Annotated in this window: 13 protein-coding genes and 1 rRNA gene; 1 reads left to right on the forward strand and 13 read right to left on the reverse strand. The window is 47.4% G+C overall.

Annotated features, from left to right (window positions below; genetic code table 11):
• Positions 1–60: 60 nt before the first annotated feature.
• Entirely contained in the window at positions 61–2,028 is a 1,968-nt protein-coding gene (gene metG / locus KTG14_RS14975) for a methionine--tRNA ligase (protein WP_216971648.1), read from the reverse strand.
• 309 nt (positions 2,029–2,337) lie between these two features.
• Between metG and KTG14_RS14980 the strand changes: the two genes are divergently transcribed.
• Positions 2,338–2,616: a transition state genes transcriptional regulator AbrB gene (locus tag KTG14_RS14980; protein ID WP_058382238.1), complete on the forward strand. Its 279-nt coding sequence runs from the start codon at positions 2,338–2,340 to the stop codon at positions 2,614–2,616.
• Between the two features lie 44 nt (positions 2,617–2,660).
• Here KTG14_RS14980 and rsmI read toward each other — a convergent pair whose 3' ends face one another.
• The 12 genes from rsmI to rrf all read right to left on the reverse strand — a co-directional run bounded on the left by rsmI (position 2,661) and on the right by rrf (position 13,619).
• On the reverse strand, positions 2,661–3,533 hold the full coding sequence (gene rsmI / locus KTG14_RS14985) for a 16S rRNA (cytidine(1402)-2'-O)-methyltransferase (protein WP_216971649.1): 873 nt from the start codon (positions 3,531–3,533) through the stop codon (positions 2,661–2,663).
• Complete coding sequence (locus KTG14_RS14990) at positions 3,530–3,802, reverse strand: GIY-YIG nuclease family protein (protein ID WP_216971650.1); 273 nt, start codon at positions 3,800–3,802, stop codon at positions 3,530–3,532. Before KTG14_RS14990 ends, rsmI begins: the two co-directional genes overlap by 4 nt.
• Positions 3,786–4,526, reverse strand: a complete 741-nt coding sequence (locus KTG14_RS14995; RefSeq protein WP_216971651.1) for a tRNA1(Val) (adenine(37)-N6)-methyltransferase — start codon at positions 4,524–4,526, stop codon at positions 3,786–3,788. Before KTG14_RS14995 ends, KTG14_RS14990 begins: the two co-directional genes overlap by 17 nt.
• 196 nt (positions 4,527–4,722) lie before the next feature.
• The gene (gene yabA / locus KTG14_RS15000) at positions 4,723–5,082 is read right to left on the reverse strand and encodes a DNA replication initiation control protein YabA (protein ID WP_058382242.1); all 360 of its coding nucleotides are present in this window, start codon (positions 5,080–5,082) and stop codon (positions 4,723–4,725) included.
• A 13-nt stretch (positions 5,083–5,095) separates the two neighbouring features.
• Positions 5,096–5,908 carry a PSP1 domain-containing protein gene (locus tag KTG14_RS15005; protein WP_216971652.1) on the reverse strand — a complete coding sequence of 271 codons (813 nt, stop codon included), beginning with the start codon at positions 5,906–5,908 and terminating at the stop codon, positions 5,096–5,098.
• Between the two features lie 4 nt (positions 5,909–5,912).
• Complete coding sequence (holB, locus tag KTG14_RS15010) at positions 5,913–6,905, reverse strand: DNA polymerase III subunit delta' (protein WP_216971653.1); 993 nt, start codon at positions 6,903–6,905, stop codon at positions 5,913–5,915.
• 84 nt (positions 6,906–6,989) lie between these two features.
• Positions 6,990–7,319, reverse strand: coding sequence for a cyclic-di-AMP receptor (locus KTG14_RS15015; protein WP_058382245.1), 330 nt, complete (start codon positions 7,317–7,319; stop codon positions 6,990–6,992).
• Between the two features lie 173 nt (positions 7,320–7,492).
• A complete protein-coding gene (gene tmk, locus KTG14_RS15020) occupies positions 7,493–8,125 on the reverse strand; it encodes a dTMP kinase (protein ID WP_216971654.1) in 633 nt (210 codons plus the stop codon).
• An 84-nt stretch (positions 8,126–8,209) separates the two neighbouring features.
• Positions 8,210–10,327 (reverse strand): RNA degradosome polyphosphate kinase, encoded by a 2,118-nt coding sequence (locus tag KTG14_RS15025; RefSeq protein WP_216971655.1) that lies wholly within the window; start codon positions 10,325–10,327, stop codon positions 8,210–8,212.
• Positions 10,328–10,352: 25 nt separating this feature from the next.
• Complete coding sequence (ppx, locus tag KTG14_RS15030) at positions 10,353–11,879, reverse strand: exopolyphosphatase (RefSeq protein ID WP_216971656.1); 1,527 nt, start codon at positions 11,877–11,879, stop codon at positions 10,353–10,355.
• A 62-nt stretch (positions 11,880–11,941) separates the two neighbouring features.
• Positions 11,942–13,360, reverse strand: coding sequence for an aminotransferase class I/II-fold pyridoxal phosphate-dependent enzyme (locus KTG14_RS15035; protein ID WP_216971657.1), 1,419 nt, complete (start codon positions 13,358–13,360; stop codon positions 11,942–11,944).
• A 143-nt stretch (positions 13,361–13,503) separates the two neighbouring features.
• Positions 13,504–13,619 (reverse strand): 5S ribosomal RNA (gene rrf / locus KTG14_RS15040).
• Between the last annotated feature and the right edge of the window lie 99 nt (positions 13,620–13,718).

Raw genomic sequence — 13,718 nt, forward strand, 5'->3', positions numbered from 1 at the left:
TTTAAGTCACAAAACACAAAAAAACAGCCTACTCAACTGAGCAGGCTGTCACGTGAATATTTACTTAATTTGTGTGCCGTTCGGTAACTTTTGGTCTACGGAAGCAATGGTTAAGTAGCCATTTTGCTGTCCAGCAAGAATCATGCCTTGCGATAATTCACCACGTAGCTTGACCGGTTTCAAGTTGGCGACAAGGATGACTTTTTTGCCGATGAGTTCATCCGGTTTGTAATGCTCAGCGATGCCGGATACGACTTGGCGCGTTTCATAGCCCATGTCCACTTGCAGCTTCAATAACTTATCGGTCTTCTTCACCGGTTCGCATGCCGTAACTGTTGCCACCCGCAGATCCACTTTCATGAAATCATCGATCGCAATTTCAGGGGTCTCCGGCTTTTCCGGGACGGTCTCTACAGATGCTTGCTCTTCTTTCGGCGCTGCCCCTCCGCGCATTTGGTCGCGGATATACGCCACTTCCGGTTCCACTTCAAGACGCGGGAAAATCGGCGTGCCTTTTTTCACGACGGTCGTACCTGCAGGAATCGCGCCGAATGATTCTAATGTCTGCCATTCGAGGAATTCCGGCGTAAGACCGAGCTGCTCGATGATTTGCTTCGGTGCATTCGGCAAGAACGGCTGCAGCATAACAGCTGTCATGCGCAGGCTCTCCACGAGATGCCCCATGACCGATGCGAGTTGCGTGCGGTCACCTTCATCTTTTGCCAGTACCCAGGGCTGTGTTTCATCGATGTATTTATTCGTGCGGGAAATCAAAGTCCACACTTCGCTAAGCACGAGGCTAAACTGCATTTTTTCCATATGCTCTTCGTAAACGGCCACTGTATTTTTCGCGACGTTTTGTAAAGTCTCATCAAAATTGGTCTTAAAACCGTCAACTTGCGGCACTTCGCCATCGAAGTATTTATTGACCATTGAGACAGTACGGTTCAATAAATTCCCCAGATCATTCGCCAAATCATAATTGGTACGTTCGACGAAAGATTCCGGGGAAAACACGCCGTCGGATCCGAACGGCAGCTCGCGCAATAGGAAATAACGCGCCGCATCCAGCCCGTAGCGCTCCACGAGCATTTCCGGATAAACGACATTGCCTTTCGATTTCGACATTTTGCCGTCTTTCATCATGATGAAGCCGTGTGCGAATACTTTCTTCGGCAACGGCAAGTCAAGCGCCATCAGGAAGATCGGCCAATAGATTGTATGGAAACGCACGATATCTTTCCCGACCACATGCACATCCGCCGGCCAGTATTTATTGAAATTGGTTTCGTCATTCGAGCCATAGCCGAGTGACGTGATGTAATTCGACAATGCATCGACCCATACATAGATGACATGCTTTGGATCTCCAGGGACTGGGATGCCCCAATCGAATGAAGTCCGGGAAACAGACAAATCTTCAAGGCCTGGCTTAATGAAATTATTGACCATTTCATTTTTGCGCGATTCCGGCTCGATAAATTCGACATGTTTGTCGTAGTAATCGAGCAAGCGGTCGGCGTATTTTTTCATATTGAAAAAATATGATTCTTCTTTTACTTTATGGACTGGGCGTCCGCAATCCGGGCAATTGCCGTCTTCCAGCTGAGATTCAGTGAAGAAGGATTCGCAAGGCGTGCAATACCAGCCTTCGTACTCCCCTTTGTAGATATCGCCGTTGTCGAGAAAGGTTTGGAAGATTTTCTCTACCCCTTCTTTATGGCGGGCTTCAGTCGTCCGGATAAAGTCGTCATAGCTGATGTCCATGACTTCCCATACCTTTTTCGCCGCTTGTGCCATATCATCCACAAAGACTTGCGGTTCTTTGCCAGCTTCGCGGGCTTTTTCTTCAATTTTTTGGCCGTGTTCATCCATGCCCGTCAAAAAACGGACATCAAAGCCGCGCAGGCGTTTGTAACGGGCCATTGCATCGGAGGCAACAGTCGTATAAGCCGTCCCGATATGGAATTTTCCGCTCGGATAGTAAATGGGAGTCGTCAGGTAAAATGTCTTATTCTTGGCAGTCACGAAAAATCCCTCCAGTTTTTTTGTATATCCTTTATTTTAACGAAGTCACGAATTTTGTACAATGTTTCCTCCCCCTAGGAAAAGCCCAGTTCCAGAATTGGATCTTCTTCCCAAAACAGGGTTGCAGGAAAATAATTGACAAAAAAACAACGAAATAATGGGTATTTGCCTCAATAACCCAAAATTTATTATGAAATCCATAGTTTTTTATTGACCAAATTGACATTACTTGGTATGATTTATGACAAGAAGTGGTAAATGTCGAATTTTGACGAATTCTACCGCTAAAATTGAAAGGGGCTAATGATTATGAAATCGACTGGTATTGTTCGTAAAGTAGATGAACTCGGCCGCGTAGTTATTCCGATTGAATTGCGTCGTACGCTTGGAATCGCAGAGAAAGACGCGTTGGAGATTTATGTCGACGACGACAAAATTATCTTGAAAAAGTATATGCCAAATATGACATGTGCGGTAACTGGCGAAGTTTCCGATGAGAACATGCAATTGGTTGGCGGCAAATTGATCCTCAGCCCAGAAGGCGCGGAACAGCTTGTTAAAGAAATCCAAAGCAATTTGAAGAAATAAAAACCGGCGTGCCTATGCACACCGGCTTTTTTTATGGGCTCGATTCAGTCTTTATGGAATGCTTCGTATACATCCCGCTTCGGCAGGCCGCGCGCTTTCGCTGCTTCCTTGATCGCTTCTTTTGAAGAGATTTGTTTTTGTTCCATTAACTGAGTGACATGCTGTGCGTATGTCAGTTCTTTCCACCACTCATCCATTTCCAGTACATCAGGCTCCGAGTTGCCTTCAACAACCAAGCAAAACTCACCGCGGATTTCATTCGACTCTGACCAGGCAACAGCTTCTTCCAAGCTCCCGCGTAGAAACTCCTCAAACTTTTTGGTCACTTCCCGCGCCAACACGACGCGCCGTTCGCTGCCAAATGTGGCCACCAAACTTTTTAAGCTGTCTTTCAAACGATGTGGCGCTTCATAAAATAGCAGCGTTTCTTCTTTCTGGCTCAATTTTTCGAGTTCCGCAAGGCGCGCTTTCTTATTGCGCGATAGAAACCCGTAGAACAGAAACGGCTGTGGCGTGATGCCAGAAGCGATCAATGCGCTGAGTGCCGCATTCGCACCCGGTACCGGGACGACCGGGTAACCCGCATCGACTGCTTTTTTCACAATGTCTTCTCCTGGGTCGGAAATGCATGGCATGCCGGCATCGCTGACGAGCGCCACCGACTTGCCTTGCGCCAAATAGTGCAGGATTTTCTCTCCCCCACTGTCCTGGTTGTGTTCATGATAGCTGACTAGCGGCGTGTCGATGGAAAAATAATTGCACAGCTTTTTTGTGTTGCGTGTATCTTCCGCCGCAATGACGTCTACTTCTTTCAACAGCCGCAACGCTCGCACCGTCATATCTTCCAAATTACCGATCGGCGTCGCCACTAAATAAAGCGTCGTTTGTTCGCCGCTGAAACTTTTCTGTGATTTCATATCCGTTCCGCCTTTCCATCCCGAATATAGGCGATTTTTTCTGCCTTGCTCAATTGTTTAAAGGCATATTCCGCTTTCATCGCTTCCGGCTTTGTTTCGAATGACTCGTGGTAAATGAGCGTAAGCGGGCCGCGGGAGCGCGTATATTTCGCGCCTTTTCCGCTTTCATGCTTTGCCAAGCGCTTCTCTAAATCATTTGTATATCCGGCATAATACGACCCGTCCCCGCATTCAAGCACGTAGAAATAATGCTCATTGTTCACTTCCATACAGCAAGCCCCGCACTTCTTCCGTGTATTCACCGTCTTCCCCGTAAACAATCAACGGCGGCAACACTTTCAAATCCGGCTTGCCATCCTTGATGCCTTCGATCAATAAGGTATTCGCTTCTTTGCCGGCTTTTGGATAGACGAGCCGGATACGTTTTGGCTCCAGGCGGTTGTTACGCATCGCCGCCATGATGTCGATCAATCTTCCCGCACGATGCACAAACGCCGCCTTGCCGCCTTGCTTCAACAGCTGGCTTGCAGACCGCACCGCTTCATCCAAGGTCAGATGCAATTCGTGGCGCGCGATTGCCATATGCTCGCTTAAGTTTTTATCGCTCATGTCATGGGCAGGGAAATACGGCGGATTGCAAGTCACCGTATCGAATTTCTCGTAGCCGAGTTGCGTCGGAATTTCCTTCACATCGCCTTCGATGATATCGATTTGTTCTTCGAGGCCGTTGAATTCGATGCTGCGGCGCGCCATTCCCGCCAGGCGGGGCTGCAATTCGACACCCGTAATCGTTGATTCAGTGCGGTCGCTCAAAAACAATGGAATTGCGCCGTTGCCGGTGCATAGATCGACAATCCGTCCCCGCTTTTTCGGCACATACGCAAAACGCGCCAATAAAACCGCGTCCAAGGAAAAGGAAAATACCGAAGGACTCTGGATGATGCGTAAATTCTCCGCTAATAAATAATCCAAGCGTTCATCGTCTGTTAACATGTCGTTCACTCCTGCCATAATAAAAGGCTGCCGCCACACGGAGTGTCGGAAGCCTGTTGGTTCTATTTCTTTATGTCTAGCTGCAGCAACCAGACCCTCAAGGTCACAAGCCAGTTTGCTTATGCGGCAAAGGACGCCGCTCCAGCAAACCGTCTTGTGCTTGTCGGGTCTAAACGGCTGCTCTCACTTTTCTTCATTAATTCTGCTTGTTCAAGAACGATAGGCAGAATAAGCAGTCGTCGCCTTTTCTGGAACTGCCGAAATGGACGTTGCAGACGTGGTAGCCTTCATGGTACAGGCGCGCCAAGTTATCGTAGCCTTCGCCGATGTCCATCACGGCTTTCTTCAATTTGACCGGGTCGACTTTTTCCGGTTCCGGCACTTTTTCGTTCAGTTCATCGAGGCGGGCACGCAAATGGTGATTTTCCAATTGCAGCGCATGATGCTCTTCCATCGTACGCGCTACCACTGTTTTCAAATCACGGAACTGCTCTTGCATCGATTCCAATTGCTGTTCAAAATCCATGACTGTATCCAAAAAGTTCTTTTCTTTCACTGATACCACCACCTCACGCTCTCGTCCCTTGGTTCATGATTTCATCCAATGTATATTCCAGCGTCTGGTCTTGTTCTGCCAGGCGGATTTTCAATACTCTCTCAAGCAAGTTCAAGCTGACAACGCGGCCAGTGCCATCTGGCGTTTCGACACGCGCACCGATATCCGGCATTTCCTTTTTCGCTTGTTCGTATTCGTCGTTCTCGTATTTCAAGCAGCACATCAAACGCCCGCAAAGCCCTGAGATTTTTGAGGGATTCAGCGACAAGTTCTGGTCTTTCGCCATCTTGATCGACACTGGCTCAAAATCGCCGAGGAACGTCGAACAACATAGCATGCGCCCGCATGGCCCGATGCCGCCGAGCATTTTCGCCTCGTCGCGCACGCCGATCTGGCGCAGTTCAATACGCGTACGGAAAATCGATGCCAAGTCTTTCACCAGGTTACGGAAATCGACGCGACCTTCTGCGGTGAAATAGAAAATGACTTTATTGCGGTCGAATGTGTATTCCACATCGACCAGCTTCATGTCCAAACGATGTGACTCGATTTTTTCCGTTCCGACTTCAAACGCGCGCTCCGCTTCCGAGCGGTTTTCTTCTACTTGCAAGCGGTCGCGCTCAGTGGCGGCGCGAACCACTTGCTTAAGCGGCAGAACGACATCGTTTTCGCCGACTTCTTTCACAGGGACGACCACTTTGCCATATTCAATGCCCCGCGCTGTTTCCACAATGACATAATCGTCTTTTTCGATCACGGCTTCGCCTGGATCGAAATAATATATTTTACCCGCTTTCTTGAAGCGGACTCCTATTACTTTATACAATTGTCTACCCCTCCTGCAGATTCAGCATTAATTGCTCCATCAACAGTGTCCGGTTCATATTGCGCGGCAATTGCTGTTTGGCTTGTAACACTGCCTGCAACTGCCTGGACAATACATCGAACGAACGTTGAAGCGCCATCTGCTTCCAAGTTTCTTCCATGTCCGGATATGTGCGTGCAGTTTCAAGACCCGCTTTCACTGTCGCGATGTCCCGATATGCAAATAATAACATGTCGAGACCTCTTTCGGCATCTTCTTTTTCCTTGAACAAGGGAAGCCAATCAGATTGGATCAAAAGTAATGCCTCATGGACATTGCCTCCTACCGTCTCGACCAGCTTCAACACCAATTTCCGCTCATCAGCAAACTGTTCTTCTTCGCTCAATCGCTTTGCTTCCTGTTCGCTTTGCGTCAACATGCTCACTGTAGCAGCCATCGATCCTGTCATGCCCTCCGCTATCAATCGCTCCATCAACTTAGGTCGTGAGAGCGGCTGAAATGATAGCAACTGGCAGCGGGAGCGAATCGTACTCATGATGGCGTTCAAGCGTTCTGTGAGCAGTAGCGCTGTTACATTCGCTTCCGGTTCTTCCAAAAACTTTAGCAAGGCATTGGCGGAAGAATTGTTCATCCGATCTGCCTGCTCAATAACATAGACTTTGCGCCCAGCATTTAACGCCGTTTTATTCATCGAATAAATCAAGTCGCGGATCTGGTCGATTTTGATGTTCTGGCCATCCGGTTCGATGAACAAAATATTCGGGTGATTGCCGCTTTCATACAATTTGCAGCTGCGGCATGTTTCACATGGAACATTGTCGATTGGTGTTTCGCATAGTAATAATTTGACGAAAAAATGAGTCAATTCCTTTTTTCCGGAACCCGATGGCCCTTCCAATAAATACGCATGGGCCAGACGGTCATTGGCATACGCCCCTTGCAGTCTCTTCAATACGACAGGCTGCATGTCCTGTAATTCTTCTATGGTTTTGTGCATGATTCCACCTTCAAACTTTGCAAAAAATCCCGTGTTCCAGATGGATCACGGGTAGTGCGGACGAAGAAACAACATGGCTGTTTCTTAAAATTGCTGGAACTGTTCGATCGGCAAGACGAAAATCGTCGCCCCGCCCACTTCCACTTCGACCGGATACGGTATATAGGAATCCGCATTTCCGCCCATCGGGGAAACCGGCGCCACCATCTGTTCGCGCGCACGGCAATTGTCGCGGATCAAATCCATTAATTTCGGGACACGGCTATCGTCTACCCCGATCAAAAAGGTGGTATTTCCTGAGCGCAAGAACCCTCCCGTACTGGCAAGCTTGGTAGCCCGGAAATCATTTTTCGTCAACGCATTGGATAAGCGGTTACTGTCTTGATCCTGTACTACTGCAACGACGAGTTTCATCAGCACTCACTCCTTTTTTGGTTGCTTGTCTATGTATTAGTATAACACGAACGGCGAAGGTGCCGTCACATCTTTCCTTTAGGCGATGCGAAAAATTCATGACTATATGCACAAAGCCTTTCATTCCGTCCATGAAAAAACAGCCCTTGACGAACAGGGCTGCAGGCACTTCATTATTGTTTTTCGGCTAAAAAGCGCTGCAATGCTTCATACGCATCCGCTACCACTTCATCCAACTCATTTTCCGCATTGATCAACTGCATGCGTTCCGGGTAACGGCCAAGTAATAGCAAATAACCTTCTCTTACTTTGTAATGAAACGCCAGTGACTCCTCGTCCAGGCGATTGAATTCACGGCCTTGATCGAGGTCGATGCGCGCAAGCCCCGTTTTCGGATTGACATCAAAATACAAAGTTAACTCAGGCATATGTCCTTCAATAGCGAATTCATTGATTGCCAGCACATCGTCCAGGCCAAGCCCGCGCGCATGGCCCTGGTATGCCAGACTGCTATCGACAAAACGGTCGCATAACACGATTTTCCCTGCTTGAAGCGCCGGCATTACGCGCTCCACCAAATGCTGGCGCCGTGCCGCTGCGTATAATAGCGCTTCCGTGCGGGCATCCATCGCCGTATGCGTCCGGTCCAGGATGACTTCGCGTATTTTTTCCGCGATTTCAATGCCCCCCGGTTCACGCGTCGTCAACACTTCAAACCCATCAGTTTTCAAACGTTCTGCCAGCTTTACCAGCGCCGTTGTCTTACCCGAACCTTCGCCGCCTTCTAGCGTAATAAAATAACTCATATTTTCACCTGTTTCCTTATCTTTTAACTAAAACCTTATCCACTATAACGCAAAAACGAGCGGTTTCACAACTTCCTTTTGACCTTATTCCTCGTCTTCAGCCACTTGGTATGCGCGCTCGAACAGTTCCATTTGGCTATCAATCACTGCTTGTCCTTCGATTCTCCGGACATAGCCATAATTGCCTTCTTCGTCTTGTTCGCGGGCTTTAACATTATCTCTCAGCCCGAGCTCAAGAATATCCCACACTTGCCCTTTCACCCACTTATCGAGAATCGGGAAAAGGATTTCGATGCGGTTGTTCAGGTTTCTCGTCATCATATCTGCAGAGGACAAAAAAGTTTTTTCTTTTCCGTTCTGATGAAAATAATACACACGGCTATGTTCGAGCAGGCGCCCGACAATACTGCGCACGCGAATATTGTCGCTCACTCCCAGGATCCCCGGCCGTAAACAGCAAATGCCCCGGACGATTAAATCGATTTTGACTCCAGCACGTGAGGCCTCATAAAGCTTGATGATAATCGATTTATCGGTCAAGGAATTCATTTTAGCCACAATATGGCCATTGCCATATTTCTTTTCGTACCTAATTTCAGAATCAATTAAATGAAGAATATCTTTCCTGATCGAAAACGGTGCCACCGATAGATAATGGAATTCCGGCTTTTCCGTGTACCCGCTTAAGTAATTGAAAAAATTCGTGGCATCTATGCCGATTTCTTTTTTAGAAGTAAACAAGCTCATGTCCGTATAGATTTTGGCTGTCTGGTCATTGTAATTGCCGGTACCGAGGTGGACAAAACGTTCGATGCGCCCTTGTTTTTTACGAACCACTAAAGTAATTTTGCTGTGGGTCTTTAAATGGGTCATGCCGTAAATCACGTGACAGCCCGCTTTTTCCAGCTCTTTCGCCCAGTGCACGTTATTTTCCTCATCGAAACGAGCCTTCAATTCCACAAGCACCGTCACTTGCTTGCCGTTTTCCGCTGCCCGTTTCAAGGCGTTGATCACCGGTGAATCTCCACTGACACGGTATAAAGTCTGTTTGATCGCAAGCACGTCCGGATCATCGGCCGCTTCCGAAATAAACTCCACGACAGGCTCAAACGACTCGTACGGATGATGCAAGAACACGTCTTCTTCTGCGACTTTCGCATAAATTGCCTTGCCGTTTTCCATCCCTACTGGCAGTTGCGAAATTTTTCCTTCGTAAACCAAATGCTCCCATATCGGGGCCATTTTCTTGTAGAAACTGAAAAACACCGTCAAATCTAAAAATCCATCAATTTCGTAGACATCTTTCGGATGCACTTCCAACTCTTCCATTAAATAATCCAAAATAACAGGATCCAATCCATCCTTTTGCACTTCGAGCCGGACAGCAGCTCCCCATTTGCGCTTTCTCAACTCTTCTTCAATTTCTTTAAGCAAGTCGCGCGCGCCTTCTTCGTGTATCGTCATATCAGCGTTGCGGGTGATGCGGAACGCAGTCGTCGATTTGACTTCATAGCCGTGAAACAGCTTGCCGATAAAGAAACCGATAACGTCTTCGAGCAGCATTAACTTTCGTAAGCCACCATTTTCCGGCAACTGGACAAACCGCTCAAGCATCGCAGGCAATTGGACGATGGCTGTTCGCTTCCGTTGTTCAGAATCCTCTTCTTTTGCGGTATCTTCCAAGACCACCGCCAAATTGATGCTTTTATTCAGCAACATCGGAAACGGTCGGTAGGCATCGATTGCCATCGGGGTCAACACAGGAAAAATATGCTCATCAAAGTAAGTCTCCAAAGCCTCTCGCTGCGTATCGCTCAATTCCCTTACCTTCAGGAAATGGACGTGCTCTTTCTGAAGCTTGGGATACACGATTTTACGCAAAGTTTCGTATTGCAAATCCACCAATTGATGGTTCTTCATAGCGATTTCATGCAATTGCTGTTTCGGTGTCATCCCGGCTTTGTTCTCAGGCTTATTAAAACCCACTTTTACCTGGTCTTGCAATCCCGCTACACGCACCATGAAAAACTCATCCAAATTAGAACTGAAAATCGCCAGAAACTTTAGCTTTTCAAGCAACGGATTGCGCGGGTCGAGCGCTTCCTGCAACACCCGTTCATTGAATGCCAACCAACTCAATTCGCGGTTATTGTAATAGGAAGGACTGTTCAACTGGACCATATCTTCTTTTTTCTTTCCCACGGCACAACTCCCCCTCAGGTTTCATTTATTCATGAAAGTCGACGGTAATGGTTTTTTTAAATAATTTTTCCAAATGTTTTTTTTGCTTCTCGACCTGGTATTGCTCAGGTTTCCAATCTTCCCGGCATTGAATAGAAAAAACAAGTTCTTCTTTTTGGTCTTCTATTTGAATGTCTTTGACAATATCGCGTTTGGTCGCATTCAAGCTGTAGGCGAATTTAATGACTGCACCCATGATATTGAATTTATCCAGCTCTTCTTCGGTAAACCAGTCTTCATAAAGCGCTGCATTGCGCTTAAACAAGTTCTTGTTTTTATAGGAAGCAAGCAACGCGACGATAATGCGTTCTTTATGCAAAAGCCCATCGATGGTCCGGTTGGCCAATAGATAAAATGTATGCTGATTGCTTGATTCGGAGTCGATATACGAACCGAGATTGTACATGGAACTGCCGAGACGGACCCAGCGGTGATCGCTCTCGGACAATTCAAGAAATCCTTCGTCTACCAGCTCTCTAACGATCATCAAGGCACTATTGGTCACATGGATGGCATGCGTCAAGTTGATATCGTAGTCGATTGCCAAATCGTAAAAACTTTCTTCAATGACATTCGGAAACACTGGCATCTCGAAGTCTTTGGTCATTTCTTCGTAAAACACACCGTCCCGCAAGCCCTTTCGACTCAATGCAAAGAGCTCAGCATCGATTAAGTCCATTAGACAATTGAACACTTCCACCGCAGGAATGATAATATCTGCCCGGTCGCGCGACAAACCTTCTACACGCTGCAACTCATCGAATTCCATTGCCCCAAGCCATTTATTCGTTTCTTCCACATCTTTCCGCTTCATCGTATACTGATGCACACCAGATAGTGGATAGTCGATTTGTTCCTGGTGAACCTGCGCCAAGTTTCGTGCGCTTCCCCCAATGCCAATCAACGGCAATTTCTTTCCTTCGATCCAGTCGAGCGATAAGAACTGGCTTTCAATAAATTCCCTTAACGCCTTCAACTCACCCTTTTTCGGTGTATCGCCTTCAATAAATTGCTTCTTCAATGATAGGGCACCGAACGGAAAACTGTGGAAATGAATGAGTTCACGGCCTTCGAATAAAGTCAATTCGGTACTGCCACCGCCAATATCAACCGTGATGCCCTCTTTGTACGACATCGAATTGACAACCGCCAAATAACCGTAATGCGCTTCCTCGTATTCCGATAAGATACGCATCGTAAAATCCGTCTCTTCTCCAACACGCTCGATGATGGATTCTTGATTTTTCGCCTGCCGTACAGCAGCCGTTGCCACACATTTAATCGCTTCGAGCTGATGGTGGCGCGTCACTTCCTGAAAACTCTTCAAGGTATCGATCAATACCGCTATGCCTTCTTCAGAAAGCGTCAAATCGTCCGTTAAATAATTGCGCAGACGGGCGACCGCCTTAACGTTCTCGCTTTCTGAAAAACGGCCACTCTTATCCCGCGTATAAATAACCAAGCGGATGGTATTCGAGCCAATATCAATAATTGCGTACTTTTCCTGTTCCATACTATTACCCCCATATTCGCTATCGCATATGCTAGTGTATACCACCCGAGCGTTCGTTCTACTCACCACGGAATGACAGAAACCAGCTTTTCTGCTAAGCGATGCTCCCCTTGTATCTCCGCACCGGCGCCTAGATAATCCGACAGCTCCTCCACTTTTTCGACCGTCCATTTTTCTCCTGCCGTGACGAGCGGGATACCGGGTGGGTAAGGTGTCACCATAGCTGCTGAGATCCGGCCGATCGCTCTCTCATAAGGCACCCATTCCTGTACCGATAAATCCACTTCCTCAAACGACAATTCCGGCACTGTCACCCGTGGAGGATTGTTGGGACGGAAGCTTGGCGTACCCTTCTCTAATAGCCGCACACCTTGCACAGCTTCTTTAATCCGACTGCGTATATCTGCATACGGATAGGCATGCCACGGCTTGGATAAGGGCAAAATCAGCAAGACTTGAAAAGGATCCGCCAATTCTACAAAAATACCGGCTTGTTCCAATGCCGCTTTCAATTGAAAGCCCCCTCTGCTTTCGATACGCAGCAGTAACTTCAGCGGATCGTCCGTCTCTACTACTTCTAGAGAAGGAATCCGTCTAATACTGGAAATGAAATAAAGGCGTTTTTCTAGAAAATCCCGCTTATCGTGAACCGAATAATTCTGGATATACGCCCTGGCATCGTCAAGCGAAGCCATGATGGGGTAAGAAGGGCTGCTCGATTGAAAAATCCGTAAATACTTGCTGATCATCCTTTCATTCACCAACCCTCCAGCTACGTGAAGGTAAGAGCCCATAGTCATCGCAGGTAAAGTTTTATGGGCAGACTGCACGACCACATCAGCTCCATAAGCCAGCGCACTCACAGGGAACGGCTCCCCTGCTGCCAGATGTGCCCCGTGTGCTTCATCGATCAGCACCGGAATATTACGTTCATGACAATAATCAATAATAGCTTCCAACTCAGTAGAAGCAACGCCGTAATAACTCGGATACGTCAAAACAACCGCTGTCGCTTGCGGATACTCATCAATGGCGGTCACGATCGTAGATAAGGCAACAGCTCCTGCACTTTTAGAGACTTCATCCCATTCAGGCGCTACATAAACAGGTTTTACATGGGCAAGTTCAAGCGCATGAAAGATAGACTTGTGTGAGTTGCGCTGCACAATCACATGATCTCCTTCTCCACAAATCGCATGAACCATCGCCAAATTCCCTGCAGTTGAGCCATTCACTAGAAAATAGCTTTTTTTTGCACCGTATGCCGTGGCTAGCAAATCTTCCGCTTCCTTAATTGCCGAACTGGGGGCGTGCAAATCATCAAGGCCCTCCAACTCTGTCATATCATAGACAAGTGCCGCTTTTAATTCTTTCGGCAAACCCGATAGCAGGCCATTTTTATGGCCGGGCACGTGAAACGAAATCGGCCGTCTTCTCTGAAATTCCAATAAAGCATCCACCACTGGACGTCTTTGAGTCATAATTTTTGCATCCTCACGTTTTCATTCATAGTTTATTCTATTATACCGAACGCGGCGCCTTTTCGAAAAGGCAGGCTGCGTTTTTACAAAAACAATACAAAAAGAGCCGTTACCGGAATGAACCGGTAACGGCCTTTCAACTTGCCCAGCGACGTCCTACTCTCACAGGGGGAAACCCCCAACTACCATCGGCGCAAAAGAGCTTAACTTCCGTGTTCGGGATGGGAACGGGTGTGGCCTCTTTGCCATCATCACTGGACTGGTTTGAGCTTGTTCGCTCAAAACTGGATAAATCGACATTGAATTATGGAAACGCATTTCAGTTATTGGTTAAGTCCTCGATCGATTAGTATTCGTC

Origin of the sequence: Planococcus sp. CP5-4_YE (assembly GCF_019042655.1) — a bacterium.
Classification (GTDB): domain Bacteria; phylum Bacillota; class Bacilli; order Bacillales_A; family Planococcaceae; genus Planococcus.

Excerpts from the sequence above, each read along its gene's own strand:
- KTG14_RS14980 (WP_058382238.1), top strand. The coding sequence starts at position 2,338 with ATGAAATCGACTGGTATTGTTCGTAAAGTAGATGAACTCGGCCGCGTA.
- rsmI (WP_216971649.1), bottom strand. The coding sequence starts at position 3,533 with ATGAAATCACAGAAAAGTTTCAGCGGCGAACAAACGACGCTTTATTTA.
- KTG14_RS14990 (WP_216971650.1), bottom strand. The coding sequence starts at position 3,802 with ATGGAAGTGAACAATGAGCATTATTTCTACGTGCTTGAATGCGGGGAC.
- KTG14_RS14995 (WP_216971651.1), bottom strand. The coding sequence starts at position 4,526 with ATGTTAACAGACGATGAACGCTTGGATTATTTATTAGCGGAGAATTTA.
- holB (WP_216971653.1), bottom strand. The coding sequence starts at position 6,905 with ATGCACAAAACCATAGAAGAATTACAGGACATGCAGCCTGTCGTATTG.
- KTG14_RS15015 (WP_058382245.1), bottom strand. The coding sequence starts at position 7,319 with ATGAAACTCGTCGTTGCAGTAGTACAGGATCAAGACAGTAACCGCTTA.
- tmk (WP_216971654.1), bottom strand. The coding sequence starts at position 8,125 with ATGAGTTATTTTATTACGCTAGAAGGCGGCGAAGGTTCGGGTAAGACA.
- ppx (WP_216971656.1), bottom strand. The coding sequence starts at position 11,879 with ATGGAACAGGAAAAGTACGCAATTATTGATATTGGCTCGAATACCATC.
- KTG14_RS15035 (WP_216971657.1), bottom strand. The coding sequence starts at position 13,360 with ATGACTCAAAGACGTCCAGTGGTGGATGCTTTATTGGAATTTCAGAGA.